Source organism: Sorangiineae bacterium MSr11367, from assembly GCA_037157805.1.
In the GTDB taxonomy this organism is placed as follows: domain Bacteria; phylum Myxococcota_A; class Polyangia; order Polyangiales; family Polyangiaceae; genus Pendulispora; species Pendulispora rubella.
This window is the reverse complement of record CP089983.1, coordinates 5750324-5766501: the sequence shown is the minus strand read 5'-3', so window position 1 is coordinate 5766501 and position 16178 is coordinate 5750324. Positions and strand designations below refer to the sequence as shown.

At 66.7% G+C, this 16178-nt stretch carries 12 protein-coding genes, 1 tRNA gene and 1 pseudogene; 3 read left to right on the top strand and 11 right to left on the bottom strand.

Going from position 1 to position 16178, the window contains the following annotated elements; genetic code table 11:
* Nucleotides 1-90: 90 nt before the first annotated feature.
* Both LVJ94_21890 and LVJ94_21885 read right to left on the bottom strand, forming a co-directional pair.
* Entirely contained in the window at nucleotides 91-825 is a 735-nt protein-coding gene (locus tag LVJ94_21890) for a polysaccharide deacetylase family protein (GenBank protein WXB09867.1), read from the bottom strand.
* Nucleotides 779-2053, bottom strand: a complete 1275-nt coding sequence (locus tag LVJ94_21885; protein ID WXB09866.1) for a glycosyltransferase — start codon at nucleotides 2051-2053, stop codon at nucleotides 779-781. The genes LVJ94_21890 and LVJ94_21885 overlap by 47 nt, the downstream gene beginning before the upstream one ends.
* A 21-nt stretch (nucleotides 2054-2074) precedes the next feature.
* Between LVJ94_21885 and LVJ94_21880 the strand changes: the two genes are divergently transcribed.
* A complete protein-coding gene (locus LVJ94_21880; GenBank protein ID WXB09865.1) occupies nucleotides 2075-3706 on the top strand; it encodes a glycosyltransferase in 1632 nt (543 codons plus the stop codon).
* An 82-nt stretch (nucleotides 3707-3788) separates the two neighbouring features.
* Here the strand turns inward: LVJ94_21880 and LVJ94_21875 are convergent, their stop codons facing one another.
* The 6 genes and pseudogenes from LVJ94_21875 to LVJ94_21850 form a co-directional block, all read right to left on the bottom strand.
* Nucleotides 3789-5435 carry a hypothetical protein gene (locus tag LVJ94_21875; GenBank protein WXB09864.1) on the bottom strand — a complete coding sequence of 549 codons (1647 nt, stop codon included), beginning with the start codon at nucleotides 5433-5435 and terminating at the stop codon, nucleotides 3789-3791.
* An 84-nt stretch (nucleotides 5436-5519) separates the two neighbouring features.
* On the bottom strand, nucleotides 5520-6212 hold the full coding sequence (gene pgsA / locus LVJ94_21870) for a CDP-diacylglycerol--glycerol-3-phosphate 3-phosphatidyltransferase (GenBank protein ID WXB09863.1): 693 nt from the start codon (nucleotides 6210-6212) through the stop codon (nucleotides 5520-5522).
* Nucleotides 6209-7750, bottom strand: a complete 1542-nt coding sequence (locus LVJ94_21865; GenBank protein WXB09862.1) for a tetratricopeptide repeat protein — start codon at nucleotides 7748-7750, stop codon at nucleotides 6209-6211. Before LVJ94_21865 ends, pgsA begins: the two co-directional genes overlap by 4 nt.
* A gap of 18 nt (nucleotides 7751-7768) precedes the next feature.
* Entirely contained in the window at nucleotides 7769-8464 is a 696-nt protein-coding gene (locus LVJ94_21860) for a hypothetical protein (protein ID WXB09861.1), read from the bottom strand.
* Nucleotides 8461-9462, bottom strand: a complete 1002-nt coding sequence (locus LVJ94_21855; protein ID WXB09860.1) for a D-cysteine desulfhydrase family protein — start codon at nucleotides 9460-9462, stop codon at nucleotides 8461-8463. The genes LVJ94_21860 and LVJ94_21855 overlap by 4 nt, the downstream gene beginning before the upstream one ends.
* Nucleotides 9459-9656: pseudogene (locus LVJ94_21850) on the bottom strand (acetyl-CoA carboxylase biotin carboxyl carrier protein subunit). The gene LVJ94_21855 and the pseudogene LVJ94_21850 overlap by 4 nt, the downstream one beginning before the upstream one ends.
* Nucleotides 9657-10247: 591 nt before the next feature.
* On the opposite strand from LVJ94_21850, the gene hutH reads away from it, so the two are divergent.
* On the top strand, nucleotides 10248-11837 hold the full coding sequence (gene hutH, locus LVJ94_21845; GenBank protein ID WXB09859.1) for a histidine ammonia-lyase: 1590 nt from the start codon (nucleotides 10248-10250) through the stop codon (nucleotides 11835-11837).
* On the opposite strand, the gene LVJ94_21840 is transcribed toward hutH, so the two are convergent.
* On the bottom strand, nucleotides 11779-13161 hold the full coding sequence (locus LVJ94_21840; protein ID WXB09858.1) for an amidohydrolase family protein: 1383 nt from the start codon (nucleotides 13159-13161) through the stop codon (nucleotides 11779-11781). The genes hutH and LVJ94_21840 overlap by 59 nt on opposite strands.
* A 74-nt stretch (nucleotides 13162-13235) precedes the next feature.
* Complete coding sequence (locus LVJ94_21835; GenBank protein WXB09857.1) at nucleotides 13236-14621, bottom strand: amidohydrolase family protein; 1386 nt, start codon at nucleotides 14619-14621, stop codon at nucleotides 13236-13238.
* A 110-nt stretch (nucleotides 14622-14731) separates the two neighbouring features.
* On the opposite strand from LVJ94_21835, the gene LVJ94_21830 reads away from it, so the two are divergent.
* A tRNA-Leu gene (locus LVJ94_21830) sits at nucleotides 14732-14814 on the top strand.
* A 470-nt stretch (nucleotides 14815-15284) separates the two neighbouring features.
* On the opposite strand, the gene LVJ94_21825 is transcribed toward LVJ94_21830, so the two are convergent.
* Nucleotides 15285-16127 carry a hypothetical protein gene (locus LVJ94_21825; protein ID WXB09856.1) on the bottom strand — a complete coding sequence of 281 codons (843 nt, stop codon included), beginning with the start codon at nucleotides 16125-16127 and terminating at the stop codon, nucleotides 15285-15287.
* Nucleotides 16128-16178 lie beyond the last annotated feature (51 nt).

Sequence of the window (16178 nt, the reverse complement as noted above, 5' to 3'; positions counted from 1 at the left end):
TAAACCCTCATTTTGGTTTATTGCCGTTTCCGTCGGAGCCCCTGGCGACCCTGGCGTCCTGGCGGTTTTCTTCTTCTCTATTCGTTCAGCTCAAACCAGCGCTGTGGCCCGCTCCACGGTGTCGCCCTCGGCCCATTTCAACAGATGCTGCACTTCGTGCCGCAATAGTCGGAACCGCATGTCGGCGGGATGGATCGCGATTCTCGCGGGAACCAAGGCTTTCGCGGGCTTCGCGAGCCGGCAGAACGCGACGCTCGAGAAGAGCCGGCTCGGGGTGCGGCTGGCGTAGTTGAGAACGAGGCTCGGTTTCTTGCGCCGCGCGGCGGGGGCGTACATGTAGAGGTGATCCTCGGTGTACGCGATGCGGCGCTCGGCCAGGATGTCGAGCATCCACGGAGGCATGGACCAGGCGGGGGGGATGAATCCGTCGATGTGCAGGCCCGCTTTGGACAGAATGCGCTCGCCTTCGGTGAGGCGCGCGCGCGCTTCGTCGGCGGAGACATCGCTGAACTCGGCCTCGCCGCCCGACACGACACGCTGCGCGAAGAAACGCGAGAAGGTGCCGCCCGGGCGGCTGTCGTCGCGAAGGCGGGGGGCGCCGGCGGCGTGGAAGAAGCCGTGGAGGAAGATCTCGTGGCCGTCGGCCTGCAGATCGCGAAGCCGTGCGCAGAACGACGCGTCCTCCTCCAGAGGATGCTCACCGTGGAAGTTCGGAACGACGAGGAGTGCCGGCTTGACGCCGCGCGCGTGCGACATCTCCAGAGCAAATTCGATTTCGCTACGGAATGCGGGCGAAACGTCGTGGATCGATACGTGAACGCTCACGGCGGTTTTTCCTTGGTGGGGACTGACGTCGTCTCTTCGACAGGTCCTCGTACATCGAAAAGAGGTGCTTGAAATGATCTTCGACGCTCGGAACGAGGTCCGCGGCGCGCCGCGCGTAGGCGAGCACCTCCGTGCGATCGCGCCCTAGGAGCCGCTGGGTCGCTTGCATGCACGCGGTGGCATCCCCCGTGGGGTAAATCTCCGAAGCACCCGGCAAGGCCTGCTCGGCCGCACCGCCCTCGTCGGGCACCACGATGGGGAGCCCGCAGGACACGGCTTCGGCGATGCCCAGTCCGAACGTCTCGTAAGGACATCCGTGGATCAGCAGGTCGGCACTGGCCAGGACGCTGGCGAGCCGATTTCGGTCCTTCACGAAGCCGAAAAAGAGCACATCGTCGTGGCCGGCTACCTGCGCCTGCATGGCGGCGCGCTCGGGGCCATCCCCGAAAACGGCCAGGGTGGCGGCGGGCAGGCCTTTGCGACGGCGCTCCTCGCGCAGGGCGGTGAAGGCATCGAGCACGACGTCCCACCGCTTCTCGACGGCGAAGCGGCCGATGGCGACCAAAAGCGGACCGCCAGCGCCCGCGCGCGGGCCCAGGATCTCGGCCTTCACGGCCTCGTTGCGGGCGCCGGGGGTGAAGCGGCCCTTGTCGACCCCGAAGGGGAGGTACGTGACCCCGCGAACGCCGTGGGCGGTCAGCTTCTCCGCCTGCCACCGCGATGCCGCGAAGGTGGCGTCGCAGCCGTTCGCAATGGTACGCACCCACGCCCAGAGCGGCTCCACCACGACGTCCACCGTCGACGGAGAAAGCCGGCGCGTGAGAGCACCGCGCAGGTACGTGTCGATGAAGTCTGCATGCCAGACGAAGGTGCGGATACCGAAGTACTTACGCGGAAGGGAGAGCGACGACCCGGCCGCCACGTAGGGTGAGTGAATCTCTAAGACGTCGGGCCGCTCTTGACGAACGAGACGGTGAACCGCATCCACCCGCCACAACAAATGGTACGTGGGGTCGTAAGGTAGCGCAGGTCCGCCTACATACTGTAGTCTGCTCTGCCCGGTTGCATTTTCATCTTTCTCCACTACCTGGAGCGTGGTTTTCTCCCCCGGCGCGACGACCCAATGGTCGTGGCCCAGCTGGCACGAAATATGTCCCTTCTCCGAGAGATGGCTTCGAACTCCGCCTCCCCTTATCGAGTAGAACTCGGTCACGTCGACGACCTTCATGCCCACGACTCCGCAAGTGAAATGCCGCGTTCTGCAACCGGCATCGCCCAAAGCGGCGAGCCGGCGGCCGCAGCAGTCCGGCCGGTCGATGCGAGCGCAACCGTGGTGCGATTGCACGGGAAAACGGCAGCGAAGGGCGAGGCATCTAAAGCGCCAATTCCTGCTGGTAACGCGAGAAAGCAGGAGGAAACGGTCCTCGAGGACCTGCCTCCATTCGCGCGCTTGGCCGCGCGACAGGGGCGTCCTTTGAGGGTAGCGATTCTCAGTGACTTCACTCGGATCCCGTACGCCAACGGTGCAGCGTTTCAGACACGCTTTCTGTATCAGGAATTGCGTCGGTGTGGTCACGAAGTCACAGTCATCGGTCCACACGATCCGGATGCCAGACCGGAGGAACTCGCGCCGGGCACGGTGTCGCTTCCGAGTCTTCCACTGAAGACGTATCCGGGAGTGCACATCCCACTTCCACTCGCATCGTGGGTGTACGATGCGGATCGTTGGAATTTCGACATCGTCTTCGCGCAGACCACGTCGCTGCTGGTCGAATTCGGCCTGTGGCTGCGTCGCATGAAGGGCATCCCGCTCCTCATCGTGAATACGACGCACCTGGCGGCCGCGTACGACGTGTTGCTGCCCGAGAAGCTCTCGAAGATCGAGGCGGTCCACGGAGGCCTGGAGATGTTCCTGCGCCGCCCGTACGAGGAGCTTTTCGCGAGCATCTACAACGAGAGCGACGGCCTCGTGGTGCTCTCCGAGGGGCTGCGCCGCTACTGGCGTGAACGCGGGGTCACGGCGCCAATTCACGTCATCCCCCGCGCCGTCCAGCCGGACATGTTCGACAAGCCCCTCGGGGCCGACCCGTACGAGCACCTCGGCAGCGGCCGGCTTTCGCGTGGTCCGCGCCTCCTGTGCGCTGGGCGCCACACCCGTGAAAAATCGCAGGACCGGTTGATTCGCATCTTCGCGCGGCACATCGCCAAGGCGGAGCCCGATGCGACGTTGACCTTGCTGGGGCAGGGGCCCGACACGGAGTACTACAAGCGCGTCGCCGTCGAACAAGGCGTGGCCGACCGGGTGTTCTTCCCGGGCGAGGTGCCCTTCTCGAAGATGGCCGACTACTACGCGTACACCGACTTGTTCGTGCACGCGTCGCTCAGCGAAACCTACGGCAACGTCATGGGCGAGGCCCTCTGGTGCGGCACGCCGACCGTCGCGTTTGCGGACGGCATGGGCGTGAGCTCGCAGATCCAGGACGGCGTCAACGGCGTGCTCCTCGCCCCGGGCCACCGCGGTGCGAGCATCGACGAAGCCGACGAAGCCTTCGCCCGGGCCACCCTCGGCTTGATCCGCGATCCGAAGCGGCGTGGCCGCCTCGGTCAGACCGCCGCCAAAGTGGCGCGCGAGCGGGCGCACCCGCGCATCGTCGAAGAGCGCATCGCCGACGCGTTCCAGCACGCGCAGGATCACGCGGCCGCGTGCGGCCTCCGCCCCGTGGCCGAGCGCCCGAAGGCCCTGCAGTGGTACACGACCTTCCGCTATTTCCGGCCGTGGACGACGTTCATGGGCGGCATCTACCTCTTCGGCCATCTCCGTCCGGCGAAGGACAGCGAGAAGAACAAGAAGGCCGTGAAGCACCCGCAGATCAGCACCTGAATGGATCGCCGGCGCCTATGGAGCGCCGGCGCTCCATAGCGCGATGGCAAGATGCCGGCGCTCCATGTGGCGCTCGGCGCGTCTACAGCGTCTTGTACAGCCACCAGCCGCCGCGGTGCTCGGCCAGCGATAGCTGCTCGGGCGTGGCGGGGGCCGAGGACTCGGGGCGCGTGCGGATCAGGACGTAGTCCCAGTCGCCGAGGCGATAGGACGGCCAGTCGACCCCGTGCAGATCGCTCTCGCTGTAGCTCGAAGGAAGGCGCAGCGACGGGTTCTCTTTCGTCGGGTAGAGCGCGGAGCCCTGGTGGAACCAGATGTCGCTCACGACGGCGGGGCGCTCGGTCAAGAGCAGTTTGTCGTAGTGGACGAAGGGGTGGGCCGTGAAAATGTCGCTGTTCGGATCGAGCGGCACGTTGAGCACCCGCGCCTCGCTGGGCACGGCCGCCAAGATCTCATGGTAGCCGCGCGCCTCGTTCTGAAAGCGGTACGACGCCACCAGTGCTACCAGCGCCATCCCCGTCGCAAGGGCTGGCGCCATCCAGTCCAACGAGGTTGCCAGCAAGCGATCCAGAGAGCGGCGACGAATCGCCATCAGACAGAGGAAGAGAACCAGTGGCACCAGCCGCCCATCGACGAAACCGAACCAGCCGATGGCATGGGGAAGCACCAGGAACATTGCTCCGATGACGATGGCTCCGGCCACGAGCGCGCGCGTATGGGCGCTGCTCCCATCGGTGTCCACGCCCGCGGCGCGGGGAAGCTTCCGCACCGTGGCGACGGTACAGAGGACCACCAGCAGCCAAACCACGCAGCCAATGACGAAGTCGATCCCGGTGCGCGTCATCAACGTGGGCGTGATGAGCAGGGTGAACTTGTCGTACGGCCCTTGAAAATGCGGCTCCAGGCTCTTCGCGCTGACGTGGACGGAGCCAGCCGGCATCGTCGACGCGCGCTCCAACCAGGCCACGTAGGCCGCGAGGGACAGCGCTGGAACGAGGGTGCGCAGGCGCAGCAGACGCTGACGCCGGTGGCCGGTCACGATGGTGGCGAGGCCAGCCAGCACGAGGAACAGGATGAACGCGTGGCCGTGCGCGATGAAGATGAGGGGCGCGGCGGCCAGCATGACCAGCTCTTTCGCCGTCGTGTTTTCACCCCGGTCGGCGGCGAGCAGCAGCTCGAGCCACAAGGTCAGGCCGAAAAGCATGACCGCCAGACCGAGCAGGTAACTGGCAAAACCGAGAAGGGTCATCAGCCCGAACGAGAGGACGATGCCCATGAAGCCCATGGTCGGCGACATGTCGCCGTGCAAACGCCTACGCGCGAAAAGGAGCGCCGCGGGGGTCGCCACCAGGGGCAAGGTCCCGAGCGTCCGCACCGCCGCCAGGGGGCCGAACATGGACGTGACCTGTTCGCCGATGAAGCGAAACAGCGAATAGGGCCCGAGGTGGGGGGCCAATACGAAGAAGCGCTGGTCGAAGGGCGACTCGGCGAAACGATGACGCAATGCGATGAGGCCCGCGTGCGCCGGCAGATCCTGGAAGGGGAGCGCGTCGAAAGCCCAGAAAACGAGGATGCTGACCACCCCCACCAGCCCGAGGCCCGTCCACGCCCAACGGCTCTTCGTCGCGGGCTCCGCCGGACTCGACGAGCGCGCAAGGGCGTCCAGGTCGGCAGCATCGAGGCCGGACTTGGGGACTGCGGAGGCTTGCGGTGTGGCGTGCGTCGTCATCGGTTCAACGCGGACGCGAGTGTAGCTCGCGCCGGAGCGCAAGCCAGAGCAAAGACTGTGCGCACATCTTCGGATTTTCGGGCTTCAATGGTCGCGTAGGTTGCTTTCTTTGGCTTCGACCGCCTGCCCGAAAAGCTGCATGTACTGGGCGGCGCTGGCGACCGAAAAGACAAGCGAAAGATACACGAGCAAACGCCCGACGTGGACCAGGTCGACTACGCCGAGATCGATACCCAAGTATGCCAGATGATAGGGGTAACCCAGAACGAGGGCGATGATCCCAATCATTTGGAGCGCTGTTTTTGTTTTGCCTTCGCGGCCCGCCGAGATGACTACGCCCGAGTTGGCTGCGACGCTCCGCAGGCCCGTGACACTGATTTCACGCCCGAGCAGCACGACGACCACCCAGGCGGGGATTCGGCCCATGGGGACCATCCAGACCAGTCCGGCCATGACGATGAGCTTGTCGGCCAGGGGGTCGAGAAACTTTCCGAGGACACTAACAACCCCCATTTTTCGCGCCAAATAGCCGTCGAGCGCGTCGGTCAGGGCGGCCAGGGTGTAGACGATGGCTGCCCAAAAACAGTCGACCGGGGTCTGACGATCCAGCAGCACGAGAAAGACGGGGATCATCACGATGCGGGCCATCGTGATGAGGTTCGGAAGGTTCACCGCATCTTGCGCCAGGGTGCGGCGAAGCTCTTTCCGGTGCTCCTTCGTGTCCCGCGGCGCCGTCGGCTGGCCAGGAGTCCGAGGGTTGGCATGTTCGACCGTCATCGTCCGGCGACCAATACGGTTCCCGTGCCCGAGAAGCTGATGAGACCCCGCACGCCGCCCGGTGCTTCCCCGGGCGCGATGCTCTCGGGGGCGAGGCGGCCCATCCAGCCGAGAACCGAAGGGCCACGCACAGTCGCCGGCTGCGAAGGGGTGACCTCCAAGGTGGTGAGGGGCTCGATGTACTCGAAGGCGATGGGGCCCGGGCCCTTCAACTGCGCGACGAAGATGGGATCCTGCAGGATCTTTCCGTTCTCGAAGGGCATGGTGAGATCGAAGGCAAGGATCGCATCCTCGCGCAAGAAGAGGACGTCGTCCTCGCCGAGGGTGGAGGCGAGGGCGCTGCGTCCCGCGCGTGGGGCGAGGACGAGAAGGCCGTCGCCGGTGACCTGCATGACGGTGGCAGAGATCCCGCCGAAGGCATCGCTCGAGCCGCGACCGCGCCGTTCGAGGACGCTCGCGGAGAGCGCGCCCGTGTAGCTTCGCAGTGCGTCGAAGCGGATCGCGAACGGGGGCGCGGTCTCTTCGTTCTCGCGCTTGGCGAGGGAAACCACGACGTGCCCCGCATCGCGTGCGGCGGCCATGCTGCGATCGACCGGGGCCCCGATGCGCGCGGCGGCGAGGATCTGCGGCACCGTTCTCGGCGCCGGTGCCGGGGCGGATGCAGGAGCGGGAAGGCTCGATGCCCCGGGCATGTGCGCGGGAAAGCGAATGGCTTCGCCGATTTCCACGGGGTGCCACATTTCGCCGTCGGGCCGGCGCGTCTCGGCTTGGGCGAGCACAAACGAGAGCTCGCCCGCGTCCAGCTCTTCGAAAGCCTCTGCGGCGGCCGCGCGCACGTCCTCGATGGCTTCGCTGTGGGGGACGGGCGTGACGGTGGCGCCGAGGCTCGGCGGTTTGCCACTTTCGCTGTAGCGCCTCGGCGGCTCGCGCGAATCCCGCGCGGGATCCGAAGGTCGTATCGAGTACCCGAGCTCCGGGGAGACGGACACGATGGACGGCCGCCCGCCGCGGCGCTGCATCATGCGGCGAACCATGGCGGAGTGTCCGCCGCGTTCGAACGAGAGCTCGGCTTTGTCGTAGTCGCCGAGGCGCTCGTAGGCGAGGCCGAGGTAGCCCCACGCGCGGCGGTGATCGGGCGAGAGGCGCACGACCTCCTCGAGCTCCTCGCGGGCGAGCTGCGCCTGGCCGGTTTTCAAGTAGCAGAGCGCAAGGTTGAGGCCGAGCGAGGCGCGCCCGGGATGGTCGCGTTTGAGCTGCTCGTAGATCTGAATGGCCCGGGGGTAGTGGCCGATGCGGAAGTAGACGACGGCAAGGAGATCTTGCCCTTTGGGATCGCGCGGCTGGAGGAGGAGGGCTTGCTCGAGCTCTTCTTTGGCCTCGTGAACGCGGCTGTCTTGGAGCAGCTCGCTGCCGCGGAAAAGATGGAAGAGGAACTCCTCGCCCCCGGGATCGTGCGTATGGTCGGAGCGCTGCTGCGCGGACGCGCGACGCTCCGGCGTGAGCGATCGGGGGCTGCGTCGTCCAACGCTGTCGTCCATGACGGGGGGATCCTACCCTTAGAGGACGGCCTGCGCCCAGCTACCTTGCGCAACGCGAACATCGAAAACGGCGCCGTGCGTTAGGGTCGTCATGACGTAATGGAACGTGGCGTTGGCCCCCCAGGCCATCCAGGCCCCGCGGTCCATCTTCCAAAGCACCGCGAACCCTGCGCCGAACACCCCGGCGGCCACGATTTCGAGCGCCGGCGCGGCGCCTTCCTTCGATCCCCAGACCGCCGCCGCAGCCACCAGGCCGCAAACGACGAGCTCGACCGCGCGCGGGACGGCGCCGTCGAGGGCGCGCAGCACCATGCCGCGCAAAATGAGCTCGTCACGGACGGCGAGGAGCACGGAGACAATGAGCCCGTTCACGAGGGGAAGAACGCCAACGTGGGCCGCGCCGTGAAAGGAGGCCGCACGGGTGAGCAGGGCCGACCCCACGAGGAGCACGGCCAGGCCGAGCGCATAGCCCGCACCGCGCAGCGCCCGCAGGACGATGGCTTTCGACGTGGGGGCCTTCTGCAGCGGATCCGACCAGGCGACTCCGAATTGCCCCGCGCCGAATTCGGCGGCCGCCGCCTGCACCGCGGAGGCGCCCATGGCGTTGCGATGGAGCAGGGCGCCGACGAGCAGGATGCCCGCCTGCAGCGCCAGGGCCGAGGCGAGCGGCTTGGCCACCTGCGCGAGCGGCTTGGTGGCCTTCGCCGCCGTCATATGGCGCCTTCGAAGTTGGCCCCTTGCGCGAGGAGACCGGGGAGGCCGCCGGTGTGGATGAAGAGAACGCGCGCCCCACGCGGAATGGCACCGCGGGCAACGGCTTGTGCAAGGCCGAACAGCGCTTTGCCGCTGTAGACCGGGTCGAGCAGGATGCCGCCCGTCCGCGCGACGCGGATCAAGAAGGCGCGCTGCTCTTCGCTCATGACGCCGTAGGCCGGGCCCTTGGCGCTGTCGTCGACGGTGAGGGGCGCCTCACGGGTCAACGACGGCTCGAGCGTGCGCGCTTCGCCGACGATGCGGGCGATTTCTCGCTCGAAGTGTACGCGGTCGTCGCAGACGGCGAAGGTCCACACGTGTTTGGCGACCTCGTATTCCGCGGTGCCCAGAACGACGCCCGCCGCGGTGCCGCCGGATCCGCAGGCGTGGGCCACCAGGTCGAAGGCCGCCGCGCCACCGGCGATGCCGTGATCGAGCTGCATGCGCGTCTCGTGCATGGCCTCCACGTAGCCGAAGGCCCCGAGTCCGTTGGAGCCGCCCTCGGGGATGACGTACGGGCGCTCGCCGTCCTCGGCCAGGGCCTCGGCCGCTTCGCCCATGATGCGTGTGCGATCGCGGTAGTCCTCCGGCGAAATGGGGCGAATTTCTGCGCCGACGAGGCGATCGAGCAGGACGTTGCCCGTGTAGTCCCGGCGGAGCGCGTCGTGGTTTTCGCCGGTGCGGAGGTAGAGGATGCTGCGCAGGCCGAGCATCGCCGAGGCGATGGCGGTGCTGCGGGCGTGGTTCGATTGGGCGCCGCCGCAGGTCATCACGCAGGTGGTGCGATGCTCGAGGGCGTCGCCCAGGAGATACTCGAGCTTGCGCAGCTTGTTGCCCGATTCGGCGCCGCCGGTGATGTCGTCGCGTTTGATGTACAGCTCCACGCCGAGCATCGACGAGAGCGCCTTGGAGCGCACGATGGGGGTCGGCGCGTGAACCAGAGGGATGCGGGGCCTCACGCGAACGTGACCAACTTGGCGCCGCCTTCGACGGCGGTTCCCGGGGTAACGTGCACGTCGGCCACGGTGCCGGGCGCCTTGGCGCGGAGCTCATTTTCCATTTTCATGGCCTCGATGATCAGCAGCGGCTGGCCTGCGGCGACCTCGTCTCCTTTTTGGACCAGCACTTTCACGACGCGGCCCGGCATCGGCGATTTGAGGATTTTCTCGCTGGCCCCACCGCCCGTCTTTTTCGCCGCGTCGGCGGCGCGCTGGCGCTCGCTGACCACGCGTACGTAGGAGCGGTGCCCGCTGGCCACGACGCCGACGTCGGGCGGGGACCCTTCGGTCGTGAGATCGACGACCTGGCCGTCGACGCGCACGGAGATGAGCCCGCGGCCGGGGAGCGAGACACGGTCGACGTCGACGAGCTCGCCTCCGATGCGAACCTGCAGCTCGCCGCTGGGCAACTCCGTGACATCGACCTCGACGGGTTGGCTGTCGGAGGACGCCGCAGAATCGAGGGAGACGTAATAACGCATGCGCGGACGGACGTTACCCGAACTTTGCCGGGGGAAGTTACGTTTCGAATCAAGAACGCCCCTTAAGTCGAATCGCGGCAGCGCGACCATCCCGGCGAGACCGGCGCCTCTCTCCTGTCAAAGCGGGCATAGCGGCGGCCCCGCCGCGATTGTCGCGTTGCCGCGGTTCGAGATTCCACGAGAGTTTTGGCTCGGAACGTAACCTCACGCACAAGAGCGAAGGAGTCTTTGTCGGCCAGCGTTGCCTGCGCTATTGGGCTGTCCATGTCCGCTGTCCTCGTCGGCAAACCCTTTTCTCTGCGAGACCTGGAAGACGTAGCCCTCCGGGGCCGCGCCGTGGAGTTCCACCCTGAAGCCCGCGCAAAAGTCATTGCATCGCGCGCGGCCATCGACCGAGTTGCCCTTCAGGGCGACGATGCGCCGAGTATCTACGGCGTCAACACCGGTTTCGGTGCGCTGAGCGAAACGCGCATCGGTGCCAACGACATTCGCGCGCTCCAGCGAAACCTGGTGCGCTCCCACGCGACCGGCCTCGGCCCCGATCTGTCGATCGCCGAAGTGCGCGGCATGATGCTCCTGCGCGCGCAAGTGCTGGCCATCGGGCACTCGGGCGTGCGTCCGGTGCTCGTCGAGCAGCTGCTCGAGATGCTGAATAAAGGCGTGCACCCACGCATTCCGTCCCAAGGATCGGTGGGCGCCTCCGGTGACCTCGCACCGCTCGCGCATCTGGCGCTGGCGATGATTGGGGAAGGGGAGGCGTCGGTCGAGGCCTCGGTGCGCGCGAGCGCGGACCCGAAGGCGGGCTACCGGCCCGTGTACATCCCGGGCAGCGACGCGCTGGGCATGGCGGGCATCACGCCGCTGTCGCTCGAGGCCAAGGAAGGGCTCGCGCTCATCAATGGGACGCAGTTCATGGCGTCGCTCGGCACCTTGATGCTGCTCGAGGCCGAGCGTCTATGCACGGCGTCGGACATCGCGGGGGCGATGAGCCTGGAGGCGCTGAAGGGGACGAGCCGTCCCTTCGACGATCGGCTGCAGGCCGCGCGTCCGCATCCGGGGCAGGCCGCGGTGGCGAGCAATCTGCGCGCGCTTCTGACCGACAGCGAAATCATGGAGAGCCACCGCGACTGCGGCAAGGTGCAGGATGCCTACAGCCTTCGCTGCATGCCGCAGGTCCACGGTGCATCGCGCGATGCGCTCGGCTGGGCGCGCACGGTGCTCGAGCGCGAGGTGAACAGCGTGACGGACAACCCGAGCGTCTTCCTGGACGAGAAGGGCGAGCCGGACATCATCAGCGGCGGCAACTTCCACGGGCAGCCGCTGGCGCTGGCGCTGGATCTCGCGGCGATGGCGGTGGCCGAACTGGCGAACATCAGCGAGCGCCGAGTGGAGCAGCTGGTGAACCCGGCGTTTTCGACGGGCCTTACGCCGTTCTTGGCGCCGGGCAGCGGGCTTCACTCGGGCTTCATGATCGCGCAGGTGGCCTCGGCGTCGCTGGTGAGCGAGAACAAGGTGCTGTGCCACCCGGCGAGCGTGGATTCGATTCCGTCGTCGGCGGGCAAGGAAGACCACGTGAGCATGGGGAGCGTGAGCGCGCGCAAGCTGCGAGAAGTCGTGACGAACGTGCGCAACGCGATTGCCATCGAGACGATGGTGGCTGCGGCCGGGCTCGATCAGCGAAAGCCGCTGACCCCGAGCCGCGGCGTGCGCGTCGCGCATTCCAAGGTACGCGAGCTGGTGGCGCCCCTCACCGAGGATCGGCCGCTCTACAAAGACATCGCGGCGGTGTCGGCGCTCATCGCGTCGGGCGAGCTGGCCCGCGCGGTCGAGTCGGAGATAGGGACGCTCCAGTGACGTCGCGGACGTCCCACGCGACGGCGCCGTCCTTCATGACGAAGGTGACGTGACCGAGGGCGTGGATGTCCTTGGTCGGGTCGCCTTCGACGGCGACCAAGTCGGCGATTTTGCCCTTCTCGATCGAGCCGATGCGGTCGTCCCATCCAACGAGCTCCGCGCCGCGCAAGGTGGCGGCGCGGAGGGCTTCGACGGGTGAGAGTCCGTAGGCCACGAGGGTGATGGCCTCCATCGCGTTGTGACCGTCGTCTTTCGAGGTCGCGGCGTCGAAGCCGGTCGCGATTTTTACGCCGGAATCGCGAGCAGCGCGAACCAGTCGTTGTCCATCCGTGACGCGCTTGATGAGGCGATCGCGCTGTGGACCCGTTTTCGCCTCGGCGAGGAAGATGGTGAGGACCGCTTGGGTGGGGACGAGGAAAACACCGCGGTCGCGCATGAGGCGTAGGATTTCGGCGTCGGCGTCGGAGCCGTGTTCGATGGAGTCGACGCCGGCGGCGATGGCGTTGCGGATTCCCTGCTTCGACTGGGCATGGGCGGCCACCTTGCGACCGGCCGCGTGCGCGATGTCGACCGCGGCCTTCATCTCGTCAACGCTGAGGGTGGTGTGGACGGGTTGGCCCGGCCCGCCCGGAAAATCCGCGTAGAGCTTGAGGAGGTCCGCCCCGTGTTGAATTTGCTCGCGTGCGGCGCGACGCGCCTCTTCGACGCCGCTGACGAATTGAGCACCGGACGGTGGCTGCGCGAGATCGGGCGATACGCCAAAGGGCATGTACCCGCCGACGGCGGCGATGGCGCGCGTGGCAACGAACATGCGCGGTCCCTCGACGAGCCCTTTGGCAATGGCATCGCGGAGCGAGACGTCCGCCCATTGGAGCCCTTCGTTGCCACAGTCCCGCACGGTGGTGAACCCGGCCCGCAGCACGTTGCGCGCGTTGGCTGCGCCCTCGAGGGTGCGGTACGACTCGGACTTCTCGACGAGCATCTCCAGGTACGACTTCTCGTGGTTGGCGAGGACGTGCGAATGCGCATCGATCATCCCTGGGATGAGCGTGACGTCGCCCAAGTCAACGACAGTGGGATCGGGCGGTGCTCCTTCGCTCACCGACACGATGCGGTCGCCCTCGATCCGAACCACGACGTTGAGCACGATGCGTCCCGCCTTGGCATCGAACATCCGCGCCGCCCGAACCCCTCGAACGCGCCCCGGCGGGGGATCGGGCGCTTTGGCTGCTGCCACGTGCGCTTGGCAGCCCCCCAAGAGCCCCGCAAGCAGCAACATCCCGAACAAAAGTCGCCGCACGCCCTTCGAACAAGCCGTTCCCATGGGGCGAAGAAGCCCGCGATCTCGCCTCGCCGTCAACAGTCGTGACGGCTCGCGACACCACGAGCAACAGTGACTCATCGCGTCGGGTGAGGCCCGCGCGGTCGAGTCGGAGATAGGGACGCGCCAGTGACGTCGCGGACGTCCCATGCGACGGCGCCGTCCTTCATGACGAAAGTGACGTGACCAAGGGCATGGATTTCCTTGGTGGGGTCGCCTTCGACGGCGACCAAGTCGGCGATTTTGCCTTTCTCGATCGAGCCGATGCGGTCGTCCCATCCAATGAGCTCCGCGCCGCGCAAGGTGGTGGCGCGGAGGGCTTCTACCGGTGAGAGTCCGTAGGCCACGAGGGTGATGGCCTCCATGGCGTTGTGCCCGTCGTCTTTCGAGGCGGCGGCATCGAAGCCCGTGGCGATCTTGACTCCGGCATCGCGAGCGGCGCGCACGAGGCGGGGCTGGTCAGCGACGATCTTGAGCAGGCGATCGCGTCGCGGGCCAGGCGGGAAGTCTGTGAGCAGCCCGGCGTACGCCGCCACCGTGGGAACGAGGAAAACGCCTCGATCGCGCATCAGGCGGAGAACCTCCGCGTCGGCGTCGTGCCCATGTTCGATCGAGTCGACCCCCGCCGCGACGGCGTTGCGGATCCCCTGCTTGGAGGTGGCGTGGGCGGCGACTTTGTGCCCTGCCGTATGGGCGATATCGACGGCGGCTTTCATTTCGTCGACAGTGAGCGTAGGGCGGACCGGCAAGCCGCCAGGCCCGCCGGGAAAATCCGCATAGAGCTTGAGCAGATCTGCCCCATGTTGAATCTGTTCACGTGCGGCGCGCCGCGCTTCTTCGATGCCGCTGACGAGCTGCGCGCCGGAGGGCCGCTGCACGAGATCGGACGATACGCCAAAGGGGAAATACCCGCCGACGGCAGCAATGGCACGGGTCGCAACGAACATGCGCGGCCCTTCGACGAGCCCCTTGGCGATGGCGTCGCGCAGCGAAATGTCGGCGTACATGAGCCCTTCGTTGCCGCAGTCGCGTGCGCTCGTGAACCCGGCCCGCAGCATGTTGCGCGCGTTGGCGACGCCTTCGAGCGTGCGGTACGACTCGGATTTCTCGACGAGCATCTCGAGGTACGATTTGTCCCCGTTCGCCATGATGTGCGAATGCGAATCGATCATCCCTGGGATGAGCGTGACGTCACCCAAGTCGACGACAGTGGGATCGGCTGGTGCTCCTTCGCTCACCGACACGATGCGGTCCCCCTCGATCCGAACCACGGCGTTGCTCATGATGCGTCCCGCCTTGGGATCGAACAGCCGCGCCGCCCGAACCCCTCGAACGCGCCCCGGCGGCGGAGCCTCGGGCGCTTTGGCCGCGGCCACCGGCGCCTGACAGCCACCCAGGAGCCCTCCAAGCAGCAACATCCCGAACAGCAGCCGCCGCACACCCTTCGAACGAGCCGTCACCATGCGGCCAAGAAGCCCGCGATGCCCGCCACCGTCAACAGTCGCGACGAGTCGCGACAACTCCGACCAACATGGACGCCCGCGGTCCTGCTATAGGAGAAGGCGACCTCCAAGGCCCCTTGGCGGAATGGCATACGCAGTGAATTTAAAATTCACGGCTCGAAAGGGCGTGCGGGTTCGAGTCCCGCAGGGGCCACCGCCGCAAAGGCGGAATACGCCGACGTCAGATCACGTCGAGGTAGTCGCTCACGGCATACACGCGCCGACGTTTGAGCGGTTCCGGAGCGTTACGCTCGAGCGAAAGGCGAAGTTTCGCGCTTTTGGCCGCGTCGCCATCCAGGTAAACGGGAGATTCGGCGGGGCCTACACTATAGAGAGCGAACGTCCTCGGTGACTTGAGTCGGAAGGAGGTTCGCGTGCTTGGCGCGTTCGTTCAGCCATCCAGGAGGCAACTGAAACTCGGGAGCAATCGCGTCGGCTGCAGAAAAGGATGCGCGCCGCCTCTGGAGGCTCGAGAACGGCGTCCAAGTCCTTGGTCGTTCTGCGCGAGCCCAGCGCGAGCGCAAAGGCCACCCCGCCGATGACGATGATCCGGACGGGAGGACCATCTCCAAGTCTTTCGGCGAGCCTTTCGAGACGCTTCGAGCGAACTACGTGCGAAAGATCCTATCCACCCGTGCGGTGCGCGGAGCCAGCGTTGTGCGTCTTGCTTCGGAGCCAGGAGAGGGCTTGCGATAGGAACGTCGGGTCCACCGTGTGGCCGGCGGGGCGTTCTTCGACGCGGTGGGGCCAGCCCATGGCGGCGAGGGCGTGGGCGTAGTGGCGGGAGTCGTCGGCGGTTTGGCGATCGGAGGCGGAGACGCCAACGAAGATGGGGGCTCGGTTTTTCGTCGCGGCGAGGTGCTGGCCCGGGGAGGCGCCGCCCGCGAGGATGACGTAGCCGTCGACGTCGGAGAGGGCGCCGCGGACGGCGACGCCGCTGCCGTAATAGGCGCCGCTCGAAAAGCCTACGACGAAGGTCTCGTCGAAGTCGTGGCCTATGCGCTGCGCGAGCTCTTTGCGTTCGCGTTGGATGTCGGCGAGGACCTTGGCCTCGTGTTCACGTTGGGCGGGGATGGACGTGGGCCACAAGTAGCCGTTGCCCGCGCCGTTCTTCGGCGACGTCGGGAGAAGAACGGTGAAGCCGTGTCGCTTCGCGTAGTTCGCCATCGAGCGCTGTTGGAGCCAGGCAAAACCGGGCGTCGTGGCGAGCGAGCCATGGAGATAAATCACGAGCGTGTGGCGTCCCTCGGACTTCGCCGGGTCGTCTCCGTCGAAGTAGCAGACGTGCTCTTCCAGCTCCGTCACCTCGGGGGCGCACCAGGGCTTTGGCCCTTCGGGATCGCTGTTCGGCTTGCTCGAAGCGTGCTTTGCGCTTTTCGTCTTCGGTGCGTTGGTCGCGTTTTTAGCGCTTGCCGGTACCGCGAAGGCACACGTCGCGAGAGCCAGTCCCAGCCATATCGGACGCATTGGCACACCTTGTATCACGAACCGGGCCGCCCATGCCGCTTTGCATCCCAC